This window comes from Anaerobutyricum soehngenii, assembly GCF_009697165.1.
GTDB lineage: Bacteria > Bacillota > Clostridia > Lachnospirales > Lachnospiraceae > Anaerobutyricum > Anaerobutyricum soehngenii.
The window spans coordinates 1-26,254 of record NZ_VULP01000009.1; the positions used below are offsets into that span (position 1 = coordinate 1).

Annotated in this window: 18 protein-coding genes; 10 read left to right on the plus strand and 8 right to left on the minus strand. The window is 37.3% G+C overall.

All coding sequences use genetic code 11. The annotated features are described in order from the left end of the window. The first annotated feature begins 869 nt into the window (after window positions 1–869). The 7 genes from gltB to FYJ25_RS05925 all read left to right on the plus strand — a co-directional run bounded on the left by gltB (window position 870) and on the right by FYJ25_RS05925 (window position 13,165). On the plus strand, window positions 870–5,405 hold the full coding sequence (gene gltB, locus FYJ25_RS05895) for a glutamate synthase large subunit (protein WP_021906354.1): 4,536 nt from the start codon (window positions 870–872) through the stop codon (window positions 5,403–5,405). A gap of 12 nt (window positions 5,406–5,417) precedes the next feature. Beyond that, entirely contained in the window at window positions 5,418–6,902 is a 1,485-nt protein-coding gene (locus FYJ25_RS05900; protein WP_096239031.1) for a glutamate synthase subunit beta, read from the plus strand. Between the two features lie 1,171 nt (window positions 6,903–8,073). Beyond that, entirely contained in the window at window positions 8,074–8,883 is an 810-nt protein-coding gene (locus tag FYJ25_RS05905; RefSeq protein WP_167513778.1) for a DUF4179 domain-containing protein, read from the plus strand. 163 nt (window positions 8,884–9,046) lie between these two features. Continuing rightward, window positions 9,047–10,213 carry a class I SAM-dependent methyltransferase gene (locus FYJ25_RS05910; RefSeq protein ID WP_096241519.1) on the plus strand — a complete coding sequence of 389 codons (1,167 nt, stop codon included), beginning with the start codon at window positions 9,047–9,049 and terminating at the stop codon, window positions 10,211–10,213. Window positions 10,214–10,250: 37 nt separating this feature from the next. Then, entirely contained in the window at window positions 10,251–10,829 is a 579-nt protein-coding gene (locus tag FYJ25_RS05915) for a Maf family protein (protein WP_209292829.1), read from the plus strand. 1,241 nt (window positions 10,830–12,070) lie between these two features. Continuing rightward, window positions 12,071–12,745, plus strand: coding sequence for a uracil-DNA glycosylase (gene ung, locus FYJ25_RS05920; RefSeq protein WP_021906456.1), 675 nt, complete (start codon window positions 12,071–12,073; stop codon window positions 12,743–12,745). A 66-nt stretch (window positions 12,746–12,811) separates the two neighbouring features. Continuing rightward, window positions 12,812–13,165, plus strand: a complete 354-nt coding sequence (locus FYJ25_RS05925) for an arsenate reductase family protein (protein ID WP_096239034.1) — start codon at window positions 12,812–12,814, stop codon at window positions 13,163–13,165. 343 nt (window positions 13,166–13,508) lie between these two features. On the opposite strand, the gene FYJ25_RS05930 is transcribed toward FYJ25_RS05925, so the two are convergent. Together FYJ25_RS05930 and FYJ25_RS05935 are read right to left on the minus strand one after the other, a co-directional pair. Then, window positions 13,509–14,690 (minus strand): cation diffusion facilitator family transporter, encoded by a 1,182-nt coding sequence (locus tag FYJ25_RS05930; RefSeq protein ID WP_154580780.1) that lies wholly within the window; start codon window positions 14,688–14,690, stop codon window positions 13,509–13,511. A gap of 126 nt (window positions 14,691–14,816) precedes the next feature. Continuing rightward, window positions 14,817–15,632, minus strand: coding sequence for a Cof-type HAD-IIB family hydrolase (locus FYJ25_RS05935; protein ID WP_167513779.1), 816 nt, complete (start codon window positions 15,630–15,632; stop codon window positions 14,817–14,819). A 270-nt stretch (window positions 15,633–15,902) separates the two neighbouring features. On the opposite strand from FYJ25_RS05935, the gene FYJ25_RS05940 reads away from it, so the two are divergent. Continuing rightward, on the plus strand, window positions 15,903–16,424 hold the full coding sequence (locus FYJ25_RS05940; protein WP_021907603.1) for a peptidylprolyl isomerase: 522 nt from the start codon (window positions 15,903–15,905) through the stop codon (window positions 16,422–16,424). Window positions 16,425–16,753: 329 nt separating this feature from the next. On the opposite strand, the gene FYJ25_RS14840 is transcribed toward FYJ25_RS05940, so the two are convergent. Beyond that, window positions 16,754–16,891: a hypothetical protein gene (locus FYJ25_RS14840; protein ID WP_330578279.1), complete on the minus strand. Its 138-nt coding sequence runs from the start codon at window positions 16,889–16,891 to the stop codon at window positions 16,754–16,756. 567 nt (window positions 16,892–17,458) lie between these two features. On the opposite strand from FYJ25_RS14840, the gene FYJ25_RS05950 reads away from it, so the two are divergent. After that, window positions 17,459–19,210, plus strand: a complete 1,752-nt coding sequence (locus tag FYJ25_RS05950; RefSeq protein WP_154580782.1) for a S8 family peptidase — start codon at window positions 17,459–17,461, stop codon at window positions 19,208–19,210. Between the two features lie 567 nt (window positions 19,211–19,777). Here FYJ25_RS05950 and FYJ25_RS05955 read toward each other — a convergent pair. Continuing rightward, window positions 19,778–20,038: a helix-turn-helix domain-containing protein gene (locus FYJ25_RS05955; protein WP_021907427.1), complete on the minus strand. Its 261-nt coding sequence runs from the start codon at window positions 20,036–20,038 to the stop codon at window positions 19,778–19,780. 273 nt (window positions 20,039–20,311) lie between these two features. Further along, entirely contained in the window at window positions 20,312–21,673 is a 1,362-nt protein-coding gene (gene mltG / locus FYJ25_RS05960) for an endolytic transglycosylase MltG (protein WP_096239039.1), read from the minus strand. 332 nt (window positions 21,674–22,005) lie between these two features. Here mltG and FYJ25_RS05965 point away from each other — a divergent pair, with 332 nt between their 5' ends. Further along, entirely contained in the window at window positions 22,006–22,563 is a 558-nt protein-coding gene (locus tag FYJ25_RS05965) for a GNAT family N-acetyltransferase (protein WP_167513780.1), read from the plus strand. 905 nt (window positions 22,564–23,468) lie between these two features. Here FYJ25_RS05965 and rfbC read toward each other — a convergent pair. The 3 genes from rfbC to rfbB all read right to left on the minus strand — a co-directional run bounded on the left by rfbC (window position 23,469) and on the right by rfbB (window position 26,183). Continuing rightward, on the minus strand, window positions 23,469–24,077 hold the full coding sequence (gene rfbC, locus FYJ25_RS05970; protein WP_021908298.1) for a dTDP-4-dehydrorhamnose 3,5-epimerase: 609 nt from the start codon (window positions 24,075–24,077) through the stop codon (window positions 23,469–23,471). Between the two features lie 58 nt (window positions 24,078–24,135). After that, window positions 24,136–25,086 carry a dTDP-4-dehydrorhamnose reductase gene (gene rfbD, locus FYJ25_RS05975; RefSeq protein ID WP_096239041.1) on the minus strand — a complete coding sequence of 317 codons (951 nt, stop codon included), beginning with the start codon at window positions 25,084–25,086 and terminating at the stop codon, window positions 24,136–24,138. 77 nt (window positions 25,087–25,163) lie between these two features. Continuing rightward, entirely contained in the window at window positions 25,164–26,183 is a 1,020-nt protein-coding gene (gene rfbB / locus FYJ25_RS05980) for a dTDP-glucose 4,6-dehydratase (RefSeq protein ID WP_096239042.1), read from the minus strand. Window positions 26,184–26,254: the final 71 nt, after the last annotated feature.

Consider the following 26,254-nt stretch of genomic DNA (forward strand, 5'->3'; position numbering starts at 1 on the left):
TCAATGCGAGAGGTATATGGCTTGGATAAAGCATTACGCGAGTAAACTCGCATAAGCGGTTCCCGCAAGCCCGGACAGACGGTTTCCCGTCTGCCGGATTTGCGGTGTTACCGCACAGGAATATTCACATATGCAAGAATGTCCCGGCATTCTTGCTGTGAGATGCACATCATGCAATACATGACATACTTCTTCTGTGCATCTCTGCAATCCTGCTGGAGGATATATTTTTTCAGCTTTCTCAGAATCATTATCTTACCTTTCGTTTTTTGATATCTGTTAATTAGTATGCCAGGTTGGATAAGTACTTAATTTTTTTAAGTTACCTTGTATGTAGTATTAATAAAATGCAGGATTTATATTTAAAAATTACATTTATAATTGTGTGAATTGTCTTGGAATCTAAAAATAACGATGAATAAAGGGGGAAAATCACAAACAAAATTGTGCTTTTATAAGAACAATACGACCTAAAAAGAAATAAAAATTAAATAAACTAACTACAATAACTCACAAAATAAGAGGAATAATCAGAAAATAATGTATTTAAAAATAAATAATCAAATTATTAGATAATTTACCTTAATGTTTATATTTACAACCCACACAAAATGTTGTAATATGATAGCAACAAAAAGAAATGCAGGAAGTTATCGTAACTACTTCTGAAAATGAATTTGTTACTTTTTTAAATATGTGATTCTCCAGATATTTATAAATACTTTTTCAGAATCATAAAATCATAAGAGGATGAGATTATGAAATCATGAGGATTGATGAAGAGTTTCTGGCAATTACTAATTACAAAAATATAATTTACAACTGATGAATATTTACTATTTTATAGTGATGCAAGAAAGGGTGAGACCATGTATCAGGACAATATGCGACAGGGTCTATATGATCCAAGTCTGGAGCATGATAACTGTGGTATTGGTGCTGTAGTAAACATCAAGGGTCTTAAGAGCCATGAGACAGTATCGAATGCCTTGAAAATTGTTGAAAATCTTGAACATAGAGCCGGCAAGGACGCCGAGGGTAAAACAGGGGACGGAGTAGGTATCTTAGTGCAGATATCCCATAAATTCTTCGAAAAGACCTGTAGTACTCTCGGTTTTTCTATTGGCAAGGAACGTGACTACGGTATTGGTATGTTCTTTATGCCACAAGATGAACTGCAGAGAAATCGTGCAAAGAAAATGTTTGAGATTATTGTTGAGAAGGAAGGGTTAAACTTCCTTGGCTGGAGAGAAGTTCCGATTCAACCGGGCATTCTTGGAAAGAAAGCGGCAGACTGTATGCCATGTATCATGCAGGGGTTTGTAAAGAGACCATTTGATGTTCCAAGAGGACTTGACTTCGACCGTCGTCTTTATATTGTAAGACGAGTATTTGAACAGTCCAGCGATTCTACTTATGTTGTTTCTTTAAGCAGCAGAACGATTGTATATAAAGGTATGTTCTTAGTTGGACAGTTAAGATTATTTTACAATGATCTTCAGGATAAAGATTATGAATCTGCAATTGCATTAGTTCATTCTCGTTTCTCTACCAACACCGTACCAAGTTGGGAGAAAGCACATCCTTATCGATACATTGTTCATAATGGTGAGATTAATACGATTCGTGGTAACGCTGATAAAATGTTAGCGCGTGAAGAAAACATGGAATCTGATTATCTGAAAGATGAAATGATCAAGCTGACACCAGTTGTTGATCCAAATGGTTCCGACTCTGCAAGATTAGATAATACATTAGAGTTCCTTCTGATGAGTGGAATGCCACTTCCGCTAGCAATGATGATTACAATTCCGGAGCCTTGGGAAAATAACGAAGGAATGAGCAGAGAGAAGAGAGACTTCTATCAGTATTATGCAACCATGATGGAGCCTTGGGATGGACCGGCATCCATTCTTTTTACAGATGGAGATATCATGGGAGCAGTACTTGACCGTAATGGTCTTAGACCTTCCCGTTACTATATTACAGACGATGATCAGCTGATTCTCTCTTCTGAAGTAGGTGTCTTAGACTTTGACACAACACATATCGTAAAGAAAGAGAGACTTCATCCGGGCAAGATGCTTCTTGTAGATACTGTAAAAGGTGAGCTGATTGATGATGATATTCTTAAAGATTCTTATGTAAAGAAACAGCCTTATGGTGAATGGTTATCTGATAATCTTGTATTCTTAAAAGACTTAAAGATTCCGAACGTTGCAGTAGAAGAGTACAATTATGAAGAGAGCAACCGACTGATGAAAGCATTTGGTTACTCTTATGAAGAAGTAAAAGATTCTGTTTTACCGATGGCATTAAATGGAAGTGAAGCAATCGGAGCAATGGGTGTTGATACTCCGTTAGCCGTACTTTCTAAAAGACATCATCCATTATTTGATTATTTTAAACAGCTTTTTGCACAGGTAACAAATCCTCCTATTGATGCGATTCGTGAAGAAATCGTTACATCTACATCAATCTATGTTGGTGGAGAGGGTAATGTTTTAGAAGAAAAAGCAGAAAACTGTCATGTACTTAAGATACATAATCCTATTTTAACAAATACAGATTTATTAAAGATCCGTCATGCAAAGGTAAAGAATATTAATGTAAAAGATGTGCCGATTACTTACTACAAAGGAACACCGCTTGATAAGGCAATCAATCATTTATATATCGCAGTAGATCAGGCACATAAAAATGGTGCAAATATTGTTATCCTTACAGATAGAGGCGTGGATGAGAATCATGTGGCCATCCCATCGTTATTAGCAGTATCTGCGGTACATCATCATTTGATCGAGACAAAGAAGAGTACATCTGTAAGCATTATCTTAGAGAGTGGTGAACCAAGAGAAGTACATCATTTCGCAACATTGTTAGGCTACGGTGCATGTGCGATCAATCCATATCTGGCACAGTTTAGTATTAAGAAGCTGATTCAGGATGGCCTATTAAAGAAAGATTACTATGCAGCAGTAAATGATTATAATAACGCTGTTCTTCATGGTATCGTAAAGATTGCATCTAAGATGGGTATTTCCACTCTGCAGTCTTATCAGGGTTCTCAGATTTTTGAGGCAGTTGGTATCAGCAAGAAAGTGATTGATGAATACTTTACGAATACAGTAAGCCGCGTAGAAGGAATTACATTAGAGGATATCGCAGAAGACGTAGATTTCCATCATTCAAAAGCATTTGATATGTTAGGTCTGAAAAATGATCTGAGTCTTGATAGTGAAGGAGATCATAAATATAGAAGCGGTAAAGAAGAACATCTTTATAATCCACTTACGATCCATACATTACAGACAGCAGCATGGACAAATAATTATGACCTGTTCAAACAGTATACTTCCATGATTAATAAAGAAACTTCTCCAGTAAGCCTTCGTGGATTAATGGATTTTAATTATCCATCCAAAGGAGTTCCTATCGAAGAAGTTGAATCTGTAGATTCTATTGTGAAACGATTTAAGACAGGTGCTATGAGTTACGGTTCTATTTCCAAAGAAGCACATGAGACTCTGGCAATTGCGATGAACATGATTCATGGTAAATCAAACACTGGTGAAGGTGGAGAGGATTTAGAACGTCTGACGGTTGGACCGGATGGACTGAATAAATGTTCCGCAATTAAGCAGGTGGCTTCTGGACGTTTTGGTGTAACAAGCCGTTACTTGGTAAGCGCACAGGAAATCCAGATCAAGATGGCACAGGGAGCAAAACCTGGTGAAGGTGGACATTTGCCAGCAGGAAAAGTATATCCTTGGATTGCAAAGACAAGACATTCAACACCTGGTGTAGGACTTATTTCACCACCACCTCATCACGATATTTACAGTATCGAAGATTTAGCACAGTTAATTTATGACTTGAAAAATGCGAACAGGGATGCTCGTATTTCTGTAAAACTGGTATCCGAAGCAGGTGTCGGAACAGTCGCAGCCGGTGTAGCAAAAGCTGGTGCACAGGTAATCCTTATTTCCGGACATGACGGAGGTACAGGTGCAGCACCTCGTAATTCTTCCATTCATAATGCCGGACTTCCTTGGGAGCTTGGACTTGCAGAAACACACCAGACATTAATTAAAAATGACCTTCGTAATAAAGTAATTATCGAGACAGACGGTAAGCTTATGAGTGGTCGTGACGTAGCAATGGCGGCAGCGCTTGGAGCAGAAGAATTCGGATTTGCAACTGGTCCGCTGATTACAATGGGCTGTGTTATGATGAGAGTTTGTAATTTAGATACCTGTCCGGTAGGTATTGCAACACAGAATCCAGAACTTAGAAAGCGTTTTAAAGGTAAACCAGAATATGTTGTAAACTATATGAAATTCATCGCACAGGAAATGCGTGAATATATGGCTAAGCTTGGTGTTCGTACAGTAGATGAGCTGGTAGGACGTACAGATTTGTTAAAGGAACTTCCAGAAGCAAAAGAGTATCACTTAGATTTATCAGCTATTTTGAACAATCCATATATAGATAAGAAACATCCAATCTGCTACAACAAGAAGAATGAATACAACTTCGAATTAGAAAAGACATTAGATGAAAAAGTTCTTCTTACGAAGTTAAAGACAGCACTCGATAAAAAGCAGAAGAGAAGTATTTCTATCGATGTTGGAAATACAGACAGATCCTTTGGTACAATCTTTGGTTCTGAAATTACAAAGAAATACTATGATACATTAGAAGACGATACATTTACTATACAGTGTACAGGCGCCGGCGGACAGAGCTTTGGAGCATTTATTCCAAATGGTCTTACTTTGGAGCTTGTCGGTGACAGTAATGACTATTTTGGTAAGGGATTATCTGGTGGTAAGCTGATTGTTTATCCTCCAAAAGGAATCCGATTTAAAGCAGAAGAAAATATCATCGTTGGTAACGTAGCACTGTATGGTGCAACAAGCGGTAAGGTTTACATTAATGGTGTCGCAGGTGAACGTTTCTGTGTTCGTAACTCTGGTGCAACCGCAGTTGTCGAAGGTGTTGGCGATCATGGATGTGAGTACATGACAGGTGGTAAGGTTCTGATCATCGGTAAGACAGGAAAGAACTTTGCAGCCGGAATGAGCGGCGGTGTTGCCTATGTTCTTGATGAGGATAATGATCTGTATTTAAGCCTTAACAAAGAAATGGTTTCTTCCGAACCGGTTGTTTCTAAATATGATGTTATGGAAATCAAGGATATGATTACTGCTCATGTGGCATATACAAACTCTGAAAAAGGTAAAGAAATCTTAAATAACTTCAGCAAATATCTGCCGAAGTTTAAGAAAATCATTCCACACGATTACAAGAAGATGCTCCAGAAGATTTCCGAAATGGAAGGAAAAGGTCTTAGCGCAGAACAGGCACAGATTGAAGCATTTTATGAAATTAAAAGAGGATAGGAGGAGAGCGCTGTGGGAAAACCAACTGGATTTTTAGAATATGAACGAAAAGAAAGCGTAGGTGAAGCGCCGTTAAAACGAATCAAACATTTTAACGAATTTCATACTCCCCTGTCCAAAAAAGAACAGGAGAGACAGGGTGCAAGATGTATGAACTGTGGAGTTCCATTTTGCCAGTCCGGAATTTTAATTAAAGGAATGGTTACCGGATGTCCTCTTAACAACCTGATTCCTGAATGGAATGATGCTACTTATACAGGTAACTGGGATGAGGCTTACAACCGTCTGAAAAAAACAAATCCATTCCCTGAATTTACAGGGCGTGTATGCCCACATCCTTGTGAGGTTGGATGTACCTGTAACTTAGGCGGGGATCCGGTTAATATCAAAGAAAAAGAATTAAGTATCATAGAGCGAGCTTATGAAAGTGGTCTCATTAAACCAGAACCACCAGAAGTACGCACAGGAAAAACAGTCGCTATCGTAGGTTCTGGACCATCCGGACTCTGCGTAGCAGAATACTTAAACCGTCGTGGACATTCTGTAACAGTATATGAGCGTTCTGACCGCGTCGGCGGATTACTCATGTACGGAATTCCAAATATGAAGCTTGAGAAAACATATATCCAGAGAAAAGTAAAGCTCATGGAAAAAGAAGGCGTTGTATTCAAGACAGGTGTAAATGTCGGCGTAGACATAAAAGCACAGGAATTAAAGAAACAGTATGATGCAGTTGTACTTTGCTGTGGAGCATCTAATCCAAGAGACATCAAAGCTCCAGGTAGAAAAAGCAAAGGAATCTATTTTGCAGTAGATTATTTAAAAGCAGCAACAAAGAGCCTGTTAGATTCCAATTTCGCTGATAAAAAATACATCGATGCCAAAGGTAAAAACGTTATGGTTATCGGTGGTGGTGATACTGGAAATGACTGCGTAGGAACTTCAATCCGTTTAGGATGTAAGAGCCTGATCCAGTTAGAAATGATGCCAAAACTCCCAGATGAACGTCAGGCAGACAACCCATGGCCAGAATGGCCAAAAGTCTGCAAGACAGACTACGGTCAGGAAGAGGCAATCGCTGTATTTGGCAAAGACCCACGAGTATATCAGACAACCGTAAAAGAATTCATTGCCAATGAAAAAGGCGAAGTGTGCAAGGCAAAACTTGTCAAACTCGAAAGTAAATTCGACAAAAAAGCCGGAAGAAACATCATGGCAGAAGTCGCTGGAAGCGAGTACGAAGTACCTGTTGATTTAGTATTAATCGCAGCAGGATTCTTAGGAAGCCAGCCATATGTTACAAAAGCTTTTGGCTTAGATCTCACAGAACGCACGAATGTAAAGACAGAGGTAGGACACTTTAAGACAAACGTAGATAAAGTCTTTACCGCAGGTGATATGCATCGAGGACAGTCACTCGTTGTATGGGCAATTCGCGAAGGTCGTGACTGTGCAAGAGAAGTAGATACCGCCCTGATGGGATATTCCAATTTATAAATACGAATTTGATGGACTAAAGAGACGAAAACCAGAAATTTAATATAGAAGAAAATGTGAAGATAGTCGCTTCGCAGAAAATGCCTGCTCGGCATTTTTACTCGCTCCGACATCACATTTTCTTCTATATTAAATTTCTGGTTTTCTGCTTTTTGGCTCCAGATGGAAATTAGTATTTAAATCTTGGATGGGAGAGAGGGGAGTGTCCAGAAGTCTGTGGTTTTTATTTGGAATGAGAATCTCCAGAAGAGGGATATCTCCTTACTGAATAATTGTACGCGGTCTTCTAAGAAAAAAGAATGGTTATAAGTTTGATTTTGTTCCGTTGCGCTAAACGCTTCATTTTGCCTCAAAAAACGAAAACTTCGGAAAAACGGGTCCGAAGTTTTCAGAGTCAAAATTCCACAGCGCAAAGTCACAAAATGCAATACTTATAACCATTCTTTTTTCTTTATCGTAGTTTTCTTACAATTCAGCATAAAATTTTGTTTTAGCAGCTGGATGGTTTTGGAAAACTAGCCTCTTCTGGAGATGTTCATTCTATTCAAGTCTCGCGGTTGCTCGACTTGAATATATTTGCAAATAATATACTCGTAAGTTACTAACTCGTGAGTATAATACTTGTAAGTATATTAATGGAGGTGAAGCTATCGCTGCACATGATACATTTATCATTATATTGTCGCATTCAAGATAGCTCTAAAGGTGACTACTTTAATTTCTCGTAAAATGACAATCCACTTTATTTTTACTGTTCGTTAAAGAAAACACCGAATCTTCTGGACAATACATCTTCCGAGTAAGCAGTAGTCTTCTGATCTCTCCCCCTTCTCTCTCCCAAAGATGATTGCATTCATTCCTTCTGGAGCCAAAACACAGAAAAAAGAAACAATACCCTATCCCAGATGCGGCTTCGGAGCGTGTTTAAGATGCGAATGAGTATTTTAAACACAGCGACTACAGAGCAGATGGGATAGGGTATTGTTTCTTTTTTCGTCTGTTTTCTTCTAAATGAATCAAATAGTAATTCCATGCAACAGAAGTACTTATTTTTTCGGCATATATAGTAAAGGAAAAAGTAATTTCATTACTATGCAGTGTGAGATATAAATCTGCTACAAGACTTATGGCAGAATTTATTATATATTTTATAGAGAAGGAGGAGAGCATTATGAGTAAAAAGTGGGATTTCTTAAAGGAAGTGACGGATATCGATGACCGTTTTATTGAAGAAGCTGCAGGAGAGTGGATACAGCCTATAAGAAATGTACAGCAGATTTTTGTAAAGATAGCGGCGTGTTTTGCAATTATTGTGTCATTGCTGCTTTCTGGTGTGTCATTTAACCCGACGGCAAGGGTAATGGCAGAAAATATCAGAATAAAGATAGACAGAATATTGGGAAGTCGTGAAGATCTGACTTCGTATGCGCAGATACTCAATACAACAAAAACGGTAGCGGATGTGGATGTTACGCTGGAAAATGTTATATTAGATGAAGATACTCTTTATGTTTTGCTGGATGTTAACGACAAAAGAGAAAGTGTAAACGAAGATGAGGATCAGGTGGACATTGCGCCGAGTGGAAGCATATGCATCAATGGAAAGAGCATGGATGATGTTATGGGAAACCGGAGTACAGAGATAAGTCACAGTCTTGGGGAAAAAGGGACAGAGGTTCTTATAAAGTATGTATTTGATGGATATACATTTCCTGAGAAGATAGAAAAATTAAAGATACCGTTTAAAATCATACGTTATATAACTCGGGAATATGAGGCTCCAGATGCAACTGTACTTGGCGATGTAGAATTTACATTTTCAGCATCAAGAAAGGAACTGCAAGCTTCCTCAAAAAGTGTAGAGACAGACATAAAGGTTAAGCTTAGAAATAATACAGAAGTTCAAGTTCAAAAGATTCGTGTCAGTAAAGTGGCAAGCAGAATCACAATTTACAAAAACCTTGTCATTTTTTTCTTATGAAAAGTGTCAAAAAGTGCTATAATCCCCTATGGCAGAATATATTCTGTAATAAAACTGAATAAACTAGTTATTTTATGGAAGAATGTTTCGTAGAGACAAGGCGATTTTACACCTTCATCGAGGAGACATCCGATTGATTGAGCAAAAGATTGGAGTGACAGAGATGAATTTGACAGAAAAAGAATTTGTAAAGTTTTTAAGCAAATTTGATGAACATCCATTTGATGTGAAAATTGGAGATGAGGTAAGCCATATAGGTAAGGGGGAACCGGAATTTAAAGTTATTTTTCATGAGATTCCGTCGATGAAAGAATTACTAACGAGTACATCAATTGCGCTTGGCGAAGCTTACATGGATGGAAAGCTTGAAATAGAAGGTGATCTGTACCATGCTTTGAATATGTTTTTAGGACAGATGGGCAAGTTTTCTACGGATAAGAAAGCATTGAAGAAATTAATTTTTTCTTCACTTACAAAGAAGAATCAGCAGAAGGAAGTGTCTTCTCATTATGATATTGGGAATGATTTTTACAAGATGTGGCTTGATGAGACGATGAGCTATTCCTGTGGATATTTTAAGCATCCAGAGGATACGTTATATCAGGCACAGGTGCAGAAGGTAGAAAGAATTCTCAAGAAACTGTATTTGAAAGAGGGGATGACACTCTGTGATATAGGCTGCGGATGGGGGTATTTACTGATTGAAGCGGCGAAAAAGTACGGAATTAAAGGTGTCGGAATTACTTTAAGTAAAGAGCAAAAGAAGAAGTTTGAGGAGCGAATTAAGGAAAATCATCTGGAAAGCCAGTTAGAAGTACGTCTGATGGATTACAGAGATTTACCTGAATCCGGCTTAAAATTTGATCGTGTTGTCAGTGTCGGAATGCTTGAACACGTTGGAAGAGATAATTATGAACTGTTTATGAAATGTGTAAAAAGCATTATGAATCCCGGTGGGCTTTTCCTGCTTCATTATATCAGTGCATTGCAGGAGCATCCGGGTGATGCATGGGTAAAGAAATACATTTTCCCAGGAGGAGTTATACCATCTTTGCGTGAGATTATTCATATCGCAGGGGATCATCAATTTTATACATTGGATGTAGAAAGTTTAAGAAGACATTATAATAAGACATTACTTTGCTGGAATCAAAACTTCCAGAAGCATAAAGATGAAATAAGAGAAATGTTTGGTGAACGATTTGTTCGCATGTGGGAATTATATCTTTGTGCTTGCGCTGCAACATTTATGAATGGTATTATTGATTTGCATCAGATTCTATTTACGAATGGAGTAAATAATGATTTGCCGATGACAAGATGGTATTAATTCGGGAGAAAATAAGAACGCAAGAGGAGCAAGTAAAATCATGAATATCATATTAGCATCCGGTTCCCCAAGAAGGAGAGAACTTTTGGCGCAGGCCGGTTTTGAATTTAAAGTAGAAGTAAGTAATGCAGATGAGAATGTTATAGAAGAGTCACCAGAACAAATGGTGGAAGAACTTGCCGCGAGAAAAGCAGAGGCGGTAGTTAGACTTCATAATAAAGCAGAGGATAACTGTCTTGTAATTGGGGCAGATACCATAGTAGTACTCGAAGGAAAAGTTCTGGGGAAACCTGTGGATGAAGAAGATGCAAAGACAATGCTGGCTTCCCTTTCCGGCCGAACTCATCAGGTATACACAGGAGTTGCATTATTTTACGTAAAAAAAGGTACTGTGGAAAAAAGAGAAACATTTCATGAGTGTACGGATGTCACGATGGTGTCAATGTCAGAACAGGAAATTGCAGATTATGTCGCTTCCGGTGATCCGTTAGATAAGGCTGGTGCATATGGTATTCAGGGACCGGCAGCGGTATTTATCTCTGGAATCAAAGGAGATTATTATAACGTCGTAGGGCTGCCAATCAGCAAAATATATCATAAACTACTAATTTGCTAGGGACACAGACGCCGCTTTAGTAGAAGATATTGAGCTGAATTATATGGAGTCTTCTAAAGAAAAAAAGAATTGTGATAAGTTTGATTTTGTTCCGTTGCGCTAAACGCTTCATTTTGCCTCAAAAAACGAGTCCGAAGTTTTCAGAGTCAAAATTCCACAGCGCAAAGTCACAAAATCTAACTTATCACAATTCTTTTTTTCTTTATTATAGTCTTCTTACAATTCAGCATAAAATTTTGTTTCAGCGGCTGTCTGTTTTTGATAACAAATAGCAAATTAGTGATTTGTGTTGGAAAGAGAAGGGGATTCTCCAGAAGATTCTGACTTTTAATCAAAGAACTATTTCGCGATAAGAAAATAGCAAGGGATACCGGCAAAAGAAATAGAACTCCTTATATAAATGTCAGTTTCTTGGAATTTGATTCCCTGGAAAGCCATAGACTTCTGGACAATCCCCTTATTCTTCCTCAAACAAAAATACTAATTTGAGGGGGACACAGACGCCGCTTTAGTAGAAGATATTGAGCTGAATTGTAGTTAGTCTTGTAAAGAAAAAAGAATAGTTATAAGTTAGATTTTGTTCCGTTACGCTAAACGCTTCATTTTGCCTCAAAAAACGAAAACTTCGGAAAAACGAGTCCGAAGTTTTCAGAGTCAAAATTCCACAGCGCAAAGTCACAAAATGCAATACTTATAACTATTCTTTTTTCTTTATCATAGTCTTCTTACAATTCAGCATAAAATTTTATTTCAGCGGCTGACTGGATTTGATAACAAATAGCAAATTAGTAATTTGGGTTAGAAAGAGAAGGGGATTCTCCAGAAGATTATGAGAGTTAACCAGAGAAAAAATTCTCCATAAGATAGGAGTCATCTCACATCTGATATGATTTTATACAATCAAGTAAAAAATATCTTCTTCTGGAGATATTCATTCTAACGAAATCATAGACTTTTGGAGAAACCCCATGTTTTCCTCAAACAAAAATACTAATTCTCACCAACTGTGAGTTTTGTATAGTCAGAAAAAAGAAATAATACCATATCCCAGATGCGGCTTCGGAGCGTGTTTAAGATGCGAACGAGCATCTTAAATACAGCGACTACAGAGCAGATGGGATATGGTATTATTTCTTTTTTCGTCTATACGAAATCTACAAATTAGTAGTTATTGCACTGTTCATGAGTATAGGCTATAATAGCAATATAGATAAAACAGTGAAGGAAACAGAGGATAAAATATGGCAGCGATTAATAATGATTGGGCGGAGGCGCTCAAAGAGGAATATAAGAAACCGTATTACAGGGAACTTTATAAAAAGGTGAATGAGGAATATCAGACGCATGAAATTTTTCCTCCGTCTGATGAGATATTCAGTGCATTTCATTTGACACCGTTAAAGGATGTTAAGGTTGTGATCCTTGGACAGGATCCGTACCATAATAACGGGCAGGCACATGGATTAAGCTTTTCTGTAAAGCCGGGGGTAGATATTCCGCCATCATTGGTTAATATTTATAAGGAACTTCATGATGACCTTGGTTGTTATATTCCGAATAATGGGTATTTGGTAAAGTGGGCAGAGCAAGGTGTCCTTTTATTAAATACGGTTCTTACTGTTCGGGCGCATCAAGCGAATTCTCATAGAGGAATCGGATGGGAAGAGTTTACGGATGCAGCGATACGTGTACTTAATGCACAGGATCGGCCAATTGTATTTTTGCTTTGGGGAAGGCCGGCACAGAATAAAAAGCCGATGCTTACGAACCCCAATCATTTAATTTTAGAGGCGCCACATCCAAGTCCGTTGTCTGCTTATCGTGGATTTTTTGGATGCAGGCATTTTAGTCAGGCAAATGAATTCCTGCGTTTTCATGAGCTTGAACCAATTGATTGGCAGATAGAGAATATTTAGATTCTTGGAAGGTATAAAAGTATTTTAAAAATTTTTAAAGAAAGATAAGAAGGAGAGAGGATAAGGATGAAAGTTTTATTTGTAGAGTATCCAAAGTGTTCCACATGTAAGAAAGCAGGTAAGTGGCTGAAAGATCATGATGTGGAGTTTGATGACAGACATATTGTAGAAGAGAATCCAACTGCGGAAGAGTTAAAGGAATGGCATGCGAAAAGTGGTCTTCCATTAAAGCGTTTCTTCAATACAAGTGGACAGGTTTATCGTAATAATGGAATTAAAGATAAACTGCTTGGAATGAGTGAAGAAGAGCAGTATGCGTTACTGGCAACAGATGGTATGCTTGTGAAACGACCAATCGTTGTAGGCGAAGATTTTGTTTTGGTCGGGTTTAAAGAAAAAGAATGGGAAGAGAAGTTATAAAGACTTTGGGATGGGGAAATAGAGTTACGTCAGATAGAGTTTTTTTTACAGTTATATAAAGATAGAAATGTTACTGTTGCGAGTCAGAATCTATATATTTTTTTTATATGCTTGAGGTTTATTTTGTAACGATGAAACAGGAAAATTATAAAGTAGAAATAGAGAAGTATATTGCTTATGAAAAGAGGCTTCATAAGGATAGATATAGCTAGAGAGTGGTGATTTTACAAGTTGTAAAAATCCGATGCAGGGAATATAGAATAGTAAATGAAATGAGGCACAGACATTGGAAATCTGTGCCTCGGCTTATTGAATAGGAAGAAAAACTAAAAGTTGTGACGGCTTAGCTTTCCGGTGCTTCAAAACTTCTATCTAATGTAATAATACATTCTACATTTCCATCCATTTCGTGAAGAAGAGATACAAGCTGATGCATCACGCGGTTTGCATCTTTTTCAGAATAAGAATCAGGAATCACTAGATCAAAAATGAGATTTCGTTGTTCATTTTCTTTTAAAACACGAAAATCATGAAAATTCAATTCAGGATCAAGCGCATGAACAATGCGGGAAGTCTTCTCTCGAAGAGAAAGAACTTCTTCATCACGCATTTCGACCGGATCCATATGGATAACAAGAAGAATATTCAAATCTTTTTTTACATCGCGTTCAATCTTATCAATAATTTCATGCGATACGTCAATATTAATATCATTCGGAACTTCGGCATGAATGGTAGCCATGCTTCGATTCGGACCATAGTTATGGACGATCAGATCGTGCGTTCCGACAATTCCATCATAAGATTCTACGATATCTGTAATCTTCTGATAAAGTTCCGCAGGGACACGCTCACCGATTAAAGGTTCTAACGTATCCTTTGCAATAGAGATACCGGACCAGATAACAATAGCAGATACAATAAGGCCGGCAATCGCATCGACATTAATGGATGTAAAGTGGCAGATAATAATCGAAAGTACAGTAGCACTCGTTGTGATAACATCTCCGAGAGAATCCGCTGCAGTTGCAAGCATAACTTTAGAATCAATTCTTTTACCAAGTTTATTATTAAAAAATGCCATCCATAACTTTACAAGGATTGATAAAATAAGGATAACAAATGGTACAAGATCAAAACTGATTTCTTCTGGATGCAGTATCTTAGAAATCGAACTTTTAAAGAAAGTAAATCCAACTTCAATAACAAGAAATGAAACAATTAAAGCCGCAATATACTCAATTCTTCCATGTCCAAAAGGATGCTCCGCATCTGCGGGCTTCCCGGCCATTTTCACCCCGATAAAGCTAATAATAGACGAAGCAGCATCGGATAAGTTATTAAAAGCATCTGCGGTAACAGCAAGAGAACTTAAAATAAGTCCGATCGTAAGCTTTACGGAAAACAACAAAACATTACAAAAAATCCCAACAACGCTGGCAAGCATACCGTAGCGAGTTCGGACTTCTGTACTTCCAATATTGGTACTGTCTTTTATAAATTTGTTTACAAGAAAATCTGTCATAAATATCCCCCTAGCTGTAACTGTAATATTTACTCCACTATAACAGTTTATGAAAAAAACTGCAAGCTAATCTTTGGAAGGTATATCTAATTATGTTTAGGAATAGAAAATCAAAATCGACCAATATTAAATTAATTTAAAATGCTTTAAGGCATTCCTGATTCCATCCCTGTCAATCGGGGTTGTAACATAGGAGGTGTTTCTAAGCACTTCCGGATAGGCGTTTCCCATAGCAATACTATTCTTTACATGAGTGAGCATAGAAAGATCATTTGTACTATCACCAAATACATAGCAGTCATCTAAAGATGCTTTAAGATGCTTTACAATGAAATCGATACCACTTGCCTTAGAATATCCTTTAGGAACGATCTCTTCGAATCCGTAAGGATGCATTTCCTCTCTTATTATAAAGTCAAAGTTATCTTTTATCTTTGTGTGAAATAAATCAACATCACTGTTTGTGTCCGTTAAGATAATAAACTTGTCAAAATCTAAAACAGGGTCGTCAAAAAAACGAATGGGATATTCAAGATTTGCCTTCGCATGAGAATTACGAATAGCGATAATCGGTGCAAAGACTTCTGCATCATTTTTTCTCTGAAAATAGCAAGAATTCCGGCCCTCATATACTGCCTGAATTTTACATTCTGTTAAAATATCATCTAAACTACGTTTTAAAGTATCATCAAGATCATAATGATAAAGAGTTTCTCCATGAAAGATTACTTCTGTACCACAGCCGCATACATAGCCGTCAAAAGGAAATTCTTTAATTGCTTCTGGCATAAATCCGTAGGTGCGTCCACTGTTGATGAAAATATAATGTCCATTTGCCTGTGCCTGCGTTAAAGCTTCCATAGCGCTGTCAGGAATATATCCGGGAATGCCTCCGGCAAGCAGTGTGCCGTCAATATCAAAAAATAAAAGTTTTCTATTCATAAAAAATCCTTTCTTATATTTTGCGGGACCCAAAGTCAAATACCTTATCGTGCAAGAATGAACGGAGTTTTGAACTTTTGCCCCAGACATCATGAAATTAAAAGCATTCAGAATTAATTTTCTGAAAACGAACGAAAATAATTATAGCATATATTTTATCAGAAGGGAAATGAGAGAAAGTTGGAGATTGATTTAGTTGGAAAATATAAAAAAATATGTTATTATGTTAAAAATAGAAATAGATAGAACTATGAGAAAGGATGAAGTACAATGGCAAACCCAATTGTTACAATTACGATGGAAAATGGAGATGTAATCAAAGCAGAATTATATCCACAGATTGCTCCAAACACAGTGAATAACTTTATTTCATTAATTAATAAGGGATTTTATGATGGACTGATTTTCCATCGTGTTATTAAAGGATTTATGATTCAGGGAGGATGCCCTCTTGGAAACGGAACCGGCAATCCGGGATACAGTATTAAAGGAGAATTCTCTAATAACGGATTTACAAATCAGTTAAAGCACGAAGCAGGTGTGCTTTCCATGGCTCGTTCCATGATGCCAAACTCTGCAGGCTCCCAGTTCTTTATCATGCATAAGGCAGCTCCACATCTTGACGGAGAATATGCCGCATTTGGTAAAGTAATTGAAGGAATGGATGTTGTAGATAAGATTGCATCTGTGAAGACATTTATGGATTCTCCATACGAAAAACAGGTAATGGCATCCGTAACTGTAGATACACAGGGAGAAGAATATCCAGAACCAGAAAAAATAGAAAAATAAATATTCTGTGTTTGACTTTCAATAGAAGAAATTGGCCGAACCAGAAAAAGTACAGGCATCGTATCTGTACTTTTTCTGGTTCATTTTTTGTTAAATTAAATTCAAGTCGAGCAGCCGCGAGACTTGGCGCGTGATTCTGGTCAGCGTAAGCTGACATATTCTTTACAGAATCACTGCGCATCCTCGCGGAGCGTTTATCTCAGTCAGAGATTGGACTCCCACTGAGACAAATTTGCTGTCACTCACCACCTGAAAGAGGTGGGAGTCTTCTCGACTGAGATAAAATTGATGTTCTTGTGTTCATCAGTTAAGTCAAATGGATAATATCATTATGCTAAAAGCTGTTCCTGTATCTGCAATGCATTCACTTCAAAATCTTTTAATGCTTTTGCAACATAATCAGCGGAATCTTCGTTATAGATGTAGAGATAAACCGGGCGGGAAATATCAAGACTGAAAATGGCCATGATGGACTTTGCATTGACAATACTTCAGCCAGACACTAAATCAAAACGTCCGTTAAATTTATTAATTATGTCTACAAAAGTTTTAATCTTATCCATAGAATTAATGGTAATGGTTTTTGTGATCACTGGAAATGCCTCCAAAACTTTCAACGCTAAAATTAATGAATGTAACTGGTTAAAATGATTCAGAGCGGTGCCAAATGTAGAAAAAGGCAGAAACGCTCTAAATTATGGTCTTTATTTAATAAATATGATATCAGGGTCAAAAGGTCAGCACGATAAGGTGTTTGACTTTTTAATCCTAATATTATAAATATGTTAACATTTGAAAGGACAGTTTTCAATAGAAGGAAAAGAAATTTGAGGGTAGATATTTAAACATTTCTTATGAAAAATAGACAATTCGTTGTTGTGGCATAGCAAAAAAAGTTAATAGCAAAAATATAGAAGCATTTTTCCTGAAAATGCATATACATAAAAGAAAATATTCCAGAAAATATTTCAGATAATGTGTGATGTAATGATTTTCATATAAAAAAAGAAAGAGATTTTAAAGAAGGAGATTTTATGGAAAATAATCAAGATGGATTAAAGGCATTGCTTCAGGAAAAGGATTGTGTTGGGGTTCCGGCAAATGAAGAATATCAGGAATATCTTGTTGATTATTTACTTGATGAAAATTTTTTTGAAAATGAATTGGCAGACTATTGTGTGTTTCCTATAGGATATAATCAGTCTATTGTTTATATAAAGTCGAAGAATCCCCTGACAGGGGATGATAAAAGATTTCGATATGATACCGTTCCAAAATGCTATGGGCTGATGGCTTCAGAAGAATTAGAAGAAACGGGAATTCTGAAAGTCAGGCGATCTCCTCAGCTTGGTTACAGGGGAAGTGGGATTTTGATCGGGATTATTGATACAGGCATTCGATTAGAGGAATCCCTTTTCTTATATGAAGACGGAAGTTCCAAAGTTGTCTCACTGTGGGATCAGAGCGATCAGAGTGGAATAAGACCGGAAGGATTTCTTTACGGAACGGAATGGACGAGAGAAGAAATTAGTGAAGGAATTAAAAAGAAAGATAAAAAGCTCCCCGGAGATGAGAATGGACATGGAACATTTCTCTCAGCCGTTGCAGCCGGACGAGAAGATATCGATAAGGGATTTTCGGGTGTAGCACCGGATGCGGAACTTGTTGTTGTAAAATTAAAACAAAGTAAAAAATATTTGCGCGAATTTTATTCTATTCCGGATGACATCTGGTCCTGTCAGGAGGATGACGTTATGCTGGCAGTACGTTATGTCATCAGTGTGGCAAATAAATTGGGAAGACCGGTATCGATTTGTCTTGGAATCGGAACAAATCTTGGAGGACACAATGGAGCCAATGGTCTGGCAAGATATATTTCCTATCTGTCGCTACTCCCCAAAATTTCTTTTCATATCGCAGGAGGAAACGAAGGAATCAGCGGTCATCATTTTCATGGAATAATACGGAGAGAGGAACAATATCAGACAGTTGATTTTAATGTAGCAGAAGGAGAAAATGGCTTCATCATGGAGCTTTGGGGTGACGAGCCAAATGTGTATACAGTAGGGATTCTGTCTCCCGGAGGAGAAAATATTGAGCGTATGCAGCTTAAAATGGGAGAATTTCGAAGCATTCGCTTTTTTCCAGAAAATACATTATTAGAAATACGTTCTTTTCCAGGAGCAACAATAGGAGGTTCGCAGGTAATCCGGATGAATTTTAAAAATCTCGTTCCCGGCATATGGAAGCTTTTTATTTACGGAACAGGAAACGGTGAAAAAACGTACGATATCTGGATGCCAATCAGCAATTTCTTAAAAGAAGAAACAGTATTCATTAATCCAGACTCCGAACAGACCGTCACTTCACCAGGAAATGCTCAGTACGCCATAACATATACGCCATATGATGTGACAACCGGAGGATTATATATAAGAGCAAGCAAAGGATATACAAGAGACGGAAGAATTGTACCGGACCTTGCTGCCCCAGGAGTCTCTGTAAAAATCCCTGGGATTTCAAGAATTGACAGAAACGGAGAAAAAGCCGGAAAAGAAAGAGTACGAAGCGGAAGCAGTATAGCAGCAGCCTTTGGTGCGGGAATAGGAGCATTAATGCAGGAATGGGCATTTATTGCCGGCTACGACCCGTTTATGAATGGGCAGGACATGAGAACCTATCTTATTCGGGGAGCGGTAAAAGATGGACCATATGAATATCCAAACCGAGAATGGGGCTATGGAAAGATAAATATATATAATACTTTACTAGAACAAAGATTTTAAAAAATACTAGTTTGTAGATTTCGTGTAGACGAAAAAAGAAATAATGCCCTATCCCATCTGCTCTGTAGTCGCTGTGTTTAAAATGCTCATTCGCATCTTAAACACGCTCCGAAGCCGCATCTGGGATAGGGCATTATTTCTTTTTTCTGACTATCTAAATCTATGGTTTAACAACATGGAATGTGCCAGAAGGCTATGGTCTTCCGAAAAATTAAATTCTAAAGGATTGACACTCAAATTGTTATCTTTCCAACATAAATTACTAATTTGTTATTTGTTATCAAAACCAGACAGCCGCTAAAACAAAATTCTATGCTGAATTGTAAGAAGATACCCCTCTTCTGGAGATTTTCATTCCAAATAAAAACCACAGACTTCTGGACAATCCCCTCTCTCCCATCCAAGATTTAAATACTAATTTCCATCTGGAGCCAAAAAGCAGAAAACCAGAAATTTAATATAGAAAAAAATGTGATGTCGGAGCGAGTAAAAATGCCGAGCAGGCATTTTCTGCGAAGCGACTATCTTCACATTTTTTTCTATATTAAATTTCTGGTTTTCGTCTCTTTAGTCCATCAAATTCATATTTGGATTTATTAGTTCTTCAAATGTGATGTGGAAAAGTTCACAAAATGCTTGGATTTCGATATCTGTTACAAAACGTTGTTGTGTTTCGATTCTTGTAATTACATTTTTGTCAATATCATAACCTTTGAGCTGTAGTTCATGTGCAAGTGCTCTTTGTGATAAATGGTGTTTTTTTCTTAAAGCAATTAAGTTAGAGCCGATTAAATTCTTGTTGCCTGTTTCCGCAACTGGCTTTGGCATAATTTCTTACCTTCCTTTCAAATTTTGTTATGCGTAAGCGCATTATATGGTTTTATTTTACAAAATTTGATAATACCATACGGTCGTAAAAGTGAGACAAATGCGGAAAAAGCGAAAAAAATGAGACAATATACAAGTACATTGTCTCATTAATATATCAGATGGGATTGACTCCCCCACTGATATAGCCTCCGGCAGTAAGAATGCCGGGGCATTCTTGAAAATAAAAATGTTTTGTTGAAGTGAAATAGCAAAAGACAGAATGTTAGTATTCTACTGTTCTGTTGTTGCTGATGCTGCTTTATGTTCTTCATATGTTTTGGTGAAGATATTGGAGCCATCATTTTTCACTGTATTCATCTGGAAATATAAATAATCATTCTTCTGCGGATTCAAGACACCGTCAATAGCTTCTAAGCTTGGACTGCAGATTGGGCCAACCGGCAGTCCCTTATATTTGTAAGTGTTATATGGAGAATCTACTTCTAAGTCTTTATACATAACTCTTGCAATGCCATACTGACCTTTTGTGATTGCGTATACTGCTGTAGAATCGAATTGTAGTTTCATCTTTTTATCGAGACGATTTTGAATAACTCCTGCAATGATTGGATATTCCTCTGGTAACTCTGTCTCCTTCTGTAACAGAGATGCACGAATTAATACTTCTTCTACAGACATACCAAGCTGAGCTGCTTTCTGTTGTCTTGTCGTATCAAACTTTTTATCAAACTCTTCGAGTATCTTAGCTACGAGCTGATCCCCTGTAATATTCTTTGACAAATAATACGTATCTGGATAAATATAACCCTGTAATTGATAAAATACTTTTGTTTTGTCTGGAAGAATATTTTTATACCTTGATGTATCCGCCGCTTTTGTTACAGCTGTAAGGAATTCCTGTGCAGTCATAATTCCTTCTTTTTCAAGCTTATCGGCTGTCATCTCAATCGTATATCCTTCCGGAATAGTAAATTTATTTTCCTTCTGACCATTCTGAGTAGCTAATTCTTTAATTACTTTGCTAAGACTCATTCCATCGTTTAAATCAAATGTTCCATAACGAAGCTTGCCTTTATAATCGGAGAAGTATAACTTTAATAAAAAGGCTGTTTTATAACGGACAACACCTTTTTTCTTAAGAATCGCTCCCACATCTTTTGAGGTGCTTCCCTTTTTGATTGTTACTTCAATATCTTTTCCTGCTACAGACTTTTCCTGAAAATATTCTTTACCTATCGGATAAGATATAGCGGCACCTGCTACAAGAATCAATACCAGCAATCCCAGTATCACATTACGAATCGGATGCGACTTACGTTCCGGCTCTGCTTCTCCTGTCACTTTATAAAATGTTTCTTCAACAGCTTCTGCGTTCTGGCTTGTTATATTTTCATGTCTATGTTTGCGTTTGCTTTCGTTTGCTGCCTCCTGTGCATCATTCTCACTGTTGTTTTTATTCATTCTCTTAGAACATTCTTCTGGCTTTACAGAAGAATCAGTTGAAATCTGATCTGTCGATGCGGTATCCTCTACCGACTTTTCCGCCTCTGTATTCTCTATGAAATGAACCTGTAGTTTACTGCACAGATCTTCCTTTTCTATATTTTCTATATTCTCTTCCTTTCGCATCATTACCCTCCAAAACAGAACTTCTTTACAAGTATCCCTTTCTTTTGTATGATAAATACAATAAGAAACACGAATATGTTAGAAAGGACTCTGTTATGTTTAATTTTTTTATTATTATGGACGAAAACCTGGGAAATACTATCGCCAGGCATTTTTCCTCAGAGTATCTTAACTATACCATAAATTTTATAATTTCTAAAGAGTTTCCTTCCTTCTCTGATTTCCCAGATTTTTCTCTTGTCTTGTGTGATCTTGATCAAAATATAGAACTTGCAAAAAAATATAATCTTCCAGCCATCGCATTTTCTCACGAAAATAATAAGCAGGAAACTCTGATGGGAACGCCCTGGATGATTTTAGATGCAGATGCACTCAGTCCGTTTTTTCTAAGAGAAGTATATTGCAGACATCATCATATTCCCCTGATGATAACTACAACCTCCCGTTGCACTATTCGTGAACTTACCGTCAAACAACTGCCTGAACTTTTATTGTTACAGAAAGAAAATAAAAATAATCCATCTGGCTGCTTCTTTCCACAAAATTGCTGCACAACTGTTGCTGCAGAAACTTTTCTTTTAGATTATATAAAAAATCAATATAGTTTTTATGGCTACGGAATCTATGGTATTTTCAAAAAAACCGACGACACCTTTCTTGGCATTGCCGGCTTTTCGCCGTTGGAAAATACGGAGGATTATTATGTTGAAATTGGATATTCTATATTAAAAGAATGGCAAAGACAGGGATTTGCATCAGAAGTTCTGCCCGCCCTGCTTCACTTCGAAAAAGAATATCTCTATTTTACAGAAGTCATTACCAGAATTGAAAAGGAAAATATTGCTTCCATTCGACTGGCAAAGAAAAATCTTTTGCGAATCATAATGATTTGATTTGTGGATTTCGTGTAGACGAAAAAAGAATTGTTATAAGTTTGATTTTGTTCCGTTGCGCTAAACATTCCATTCTGCCTAGAAAAACAGGAACTTGGGAAAAACGAGTCCCAAGTTCCTATAGTCAGAATTTCATAGCGCAAAGTCACAAAATGCAATACTTATAACAATTCTTTTTTCTGACTATCATAAATCCACAATTGAGGAGAATGAGGATTAAATACTAATTTGCTGGGGACACAGACGCCGCTTTAGTAGAAGATATTGAGATGAATTGTAGTTAGTCTTGTAAAGAAAAAAGAATAGTTATAAGTTAGATTTTGTTCCGTTGTGCTAAACGCTTCATTTTGCCTCAAAAAACGAAAACTTCGGAAAAACGAGTCCGAAGTTTTCAGAGTCAAAATTCCACAGCGCAAAGTCACAAAATGCAATACTTATAACTATTCTTTTTTCTTTATCATAGTCTTCTTACAATTCAGCATAAAATTTTATTTCAGCGGCTGACTGGATTTGATAACAAATAGTAAATTAGTGATTTTTGTTAGAAAGAGAAGGGGATTCTCCAGAAGATTATGAGAGTTAACCAGAGAAAAAATTCTCCATAAGATAGGAGTCATCTCACATCTGATATGATTTTATACAATCAAGTAAAAAATATCTTCTTCTGGAGATATTCATTCTAACGAAATCCATAGACTTTTGAAGAAACCCCATATTTTCCTCAAACAAAAATACTAATTCTCACCAACTGTGGATTTAGTATAGTCAGAAAAAAGAAATACTGGCATATCCCAGATGCGGCTTCGGAGCGTGTTTAAGATGCGAACGAGCATTTTAAACACAGCGACTATAGAGCAGATGGGATATGCCAGTATTTCTTTTTTCGTCTACACGAAATCTACAAATTAGAATTTAAATGTTTCTTTTATTCCGAGCCATTTCTGATCTTTATCACTTAAAGTAAGTGGAGTTCCATCTTCTAAATGATAGCCTTCTCCGATTGGGGAACCAGGATATTCTCCGACGAGTTTTGGCCATTTAATATCGATTTCAGGGTCGTTCCACGCTAAACCACCTTCATCACCTGGACGGTAGAAGTCCGTACATTTATAACAAAATTCTGCAGTGTCAGATAGAACAAGAAAGCCATGGGCAAATCCTTCCGGGATATAGAATTGTTTATTGTTTTCTGCAGAAAGGATTTCTCCGAACCATTTTCCATATGTTTCAGAGTGACTTCGCAGGTCAACAACGACATCAAAAACGGTACCCTTAATCACACGAACAAGCTTACCCTGTGGATGTTGTTTTTGAAAATGTAATCCACGAAGAACACCTTTAGAAGAAGAAGACTGATTATCCTGAACAAACTCCATTGTCAGTCCTGCTTCTGCCATATCATTTTTATTATATGTTTCCATAAAATAGCCACGAGAATCACCATGTACGGTAGGTTCAATAATACATAAACCTTCGATTCCTCCAACGTTCTTTTTTACTTTAATCTGTCCCAAGAGAGAGACCTCCTTTAATTTTTGTTACTGTATTTTAATTATTTGGTTATTTTAATTATTAAAATTCTTCATTTAAAATCTCAGTTAAATATCTTTGCAGTGCATCTTTCCAGTCAGGAAGAGGTGTAAATCCTGCTTGTATAAGTTTGCTTTTATCGAGCCGGCTGTTAAATGGGCGGGCGGCTTTAGATGCACCGTATTCAGCGGTTGTAACGGGTGTTACAGTAATGTGATTTTCATCATATTCCGTATGACCGAGCGCGACTGCCTGACGAAAGATTTCTTTTGTAAAATCATACCAGCTAATATAACCACCTTCATTGGTGACATGGTAGTAGCCGTATTTTTCGCTTTCAGCCATATCAATAAGAAGTCTTGCCAGGTCAAAGGTGTAGGTTGGTGTTCCAATCTGGTCATTAACGACGGTAAGTTTGTCATGATTTTTGCCGACAGTGAGCATGGTCTTAATAAAGTTTTTGCCATTTCGACCGAATACCCATGCAATGCGGACAATAAAATATTTGTCTAAAGTGTTTGCGACTGCCTGTTCTCCAAGAAGTTTTGACTGACCATATATGTTTAATGGTCTATAATTCTTGCAGTCAGGCTGCCATGGAGTTGTCCCCTGTCCGTCAAAAACATAGTCAGTGCTTAAATAAATCATTTTACAGCCAAGTTTTTTGCAGGCAGAAGCAATGTACTGCGTGCCATCAACATTGATCTTTTTAACGGTGTCCTGTTTATCTGTATCTTCTGCAAGATCAACAGCGGTCCAGGCAGCGCAGTGAATAACAACATCAGGGCAAGTTGTTTCTAAGATTTGATTTACGGCGTCTTTATTCGTAATATCTAATGAAATGTAAGGCATTTTTGTTACAGCGGTATTGTCCTGCACACCAGAATATTCCGGTGCGATATCAGAGCCAATCCCCTCATAACCGCGGGATGCAAGTTCGTTCATGACATCATGCCCCAACTGACCGCAAACGCCTGTTACGAAAAATTTCATATATAATTCCTCTTTCTTATATTTATAAAGTTGAATATGATAAAAATAACTGTTTGTACATGTGTGTGAAAAATGAATTAACGGTTTTTGTACATCTTTTCATAGTAGTCTTGATATTCACCGGAAATAATAGTTTCCCACCATTCTTTATTATCAAGATACCACTGAATTGTCTTTTTTATACCATCGGCAAACTTGGTTTCCGGAAGCCAGCCGAGTTCGTTATGAATTTTTGTAGGATCAATAGCGTAACGCATATCATGGCCTTTTCTGTCTGCAACATAAGTGATGAGGCTTTCTGGTTTTCCAAGTTCTTTACAAATGATTTTTACAATATCGATATTTTTCATTTCGTTATGTCCACCGACATTATAAACTTCTCCGACACGTCCTTTATGGATGATTAAATCAATTGCACGACAGTGGTCTTCTACATAGAGCCAGTCTCGTACATTTTCCCCTTTTCCGTAAACAGGAAGAGGTTTGTCATTTAGCGCATTAGCGATCATAAGCGGAATCAGCTTTTCAGGAAAATGATAAGGTCCGTAATTGTTTGAGCAGCGGCTGATTGTCACAGGCAGTCCGTAAGTTCTATGATAAGCAAGAACTAATAAGTCTGCTCCTGCTTTAGAGCTACTGTATGGAGAGCTGGTATGAATCGGTGTTTCTTCTGTGAAGAAAAGATCCGGGCGGTCTAAAGGAAGATCGCCATAAACTTCATCGGTACTTACCTGATGATATCGTTTGATGCCGAATTTGCGGCAGGCATCCATAAGGACGGCAGTTCCTTTAATATTGGTATCTAAGAAAACTTCAGGATTTTCGATAGAACGATCAACATGGCTTTCAGCCGCAAAGTTTACTACCATGTCAGGATGTTCTTCCTCAAACAGCTTGTATACAGCTTCTCTGTCAGTAATGCTCTCTTTTACAAAGCGGAAGTTTGGATTATCCATTACCGGTTCTAATGTAGAGAGATTCCCTGCATAAGTCAGACAGTCTAAACAAATGATCCGGTAATCAGGATATTTGTTTAACATATGAAAAATAAAGTTGCTTCCAATAAATCCGGCACCGCCGGTTACAATAATAGTCATAAATAAATACTCCTTTTAAATAAATGATGTTAGAGTCAAAAGGTATTTGCCCCTAACTTGATGTTACGAAT

Coding starts and splice junctions, on each gene's coding strand:
- FYJ25_RS05935 (WP_167513779.1), bottom strand. CDS start 15,632: ATGAATAGAAAACTTTTATTTTTTGATATTGACGGCACACTGCTTGCC.
- ung (WP_021906456.1), top strand. CDS start 12,071: ATGGCAGCGATTAATAATGATTGGGCGGAGGCGCTCAAAGAGGAATAT.
- FYJ25_RS14840 (WP_330578279.1), bottom strand. CDS start 16,891: ATGGCCATTTTCAGTCTTGATATTTCCCGCCCGGTTTATCTCTACATC.
- FYJ25_RS05940 (WP_021907603.1), top strand. CDS start 15,903: ATGGCAAACCCAATTGTTACAATTACGATGGAAAATGGAGATGTAATC.
- FYJ25_RS05955 (WP_021907427.1), bottom strand. CDS start 20,038: ATGCCAAAGCCAGTTGCGGAAACAGGCAACAAGAATTTAATCGGCTCT.
- FYJ25_RS05965 (WP_167513780.1), top strand. CDS start 22,006: ATGGGAACGCCCTGGATGATTTTAGATGCAGATGCACTCAGTCCGTTT.
- rfbB (WP_096239042.1), bottom strand. CDS start 26,183: ATGACTATTATTGTAACCGGCGGTGCCGGATTTATTGGAAGCAACTTT.
- FYJ25_RS05930 (WP_154580780.1), bottom strand. CDS start 14,690: ATGACAGATTTTCTTGTAAACAAATTTATAAAAGACAGTACCAATATT.
- FYJ25_RS05905 (WP_167513778.1), top strand. CDS start 8,074: ATGAGTAAAAAGTGGGATTTCTTAAAGGAAGTGACGGATATCGATGAC.
- FYJ25_RS05950 (WP_154580782.1), top strand. CDS start 17,459: ATGGAAAATAATCAAGATGGATTAAAGGCATTGCTTCAGGAAAAGGAT.
- FYJ25_RS05925 (WP_096239034.1), top strand. CDS start 12,812: ATGAAAGTTTTATTTGTAGAGTATCCAAAGTGTTCCACATGTAAGAAA.
- FYJ25_RS05910 (WP_096241519.1), top strand. CDS start 9,047: ATGAATTTGACAGAAAAAGAATTTGTAAAGTTTTTAAGCAAATTTGAT.
- rfbD (WP_096239041.1), bottom strand. CDS start 25,086: ATGAAATTTTTCGTAACAGGCGTTTGCGGTCAGTTGGGGCATGATGTC.
- mltG (WP_096239039.1), bottom strand. CDS start 21,673: ATGATGCGAAAGGAAGAGAATATAGAAAATATAGAAAAGGAAGATCTG.
- gltB (WP_021906354.1), top strand. CDS start 870: ATGTATCAGGACAATATGCGACAGGGTCTATATGATCCAAGTCTGGAG.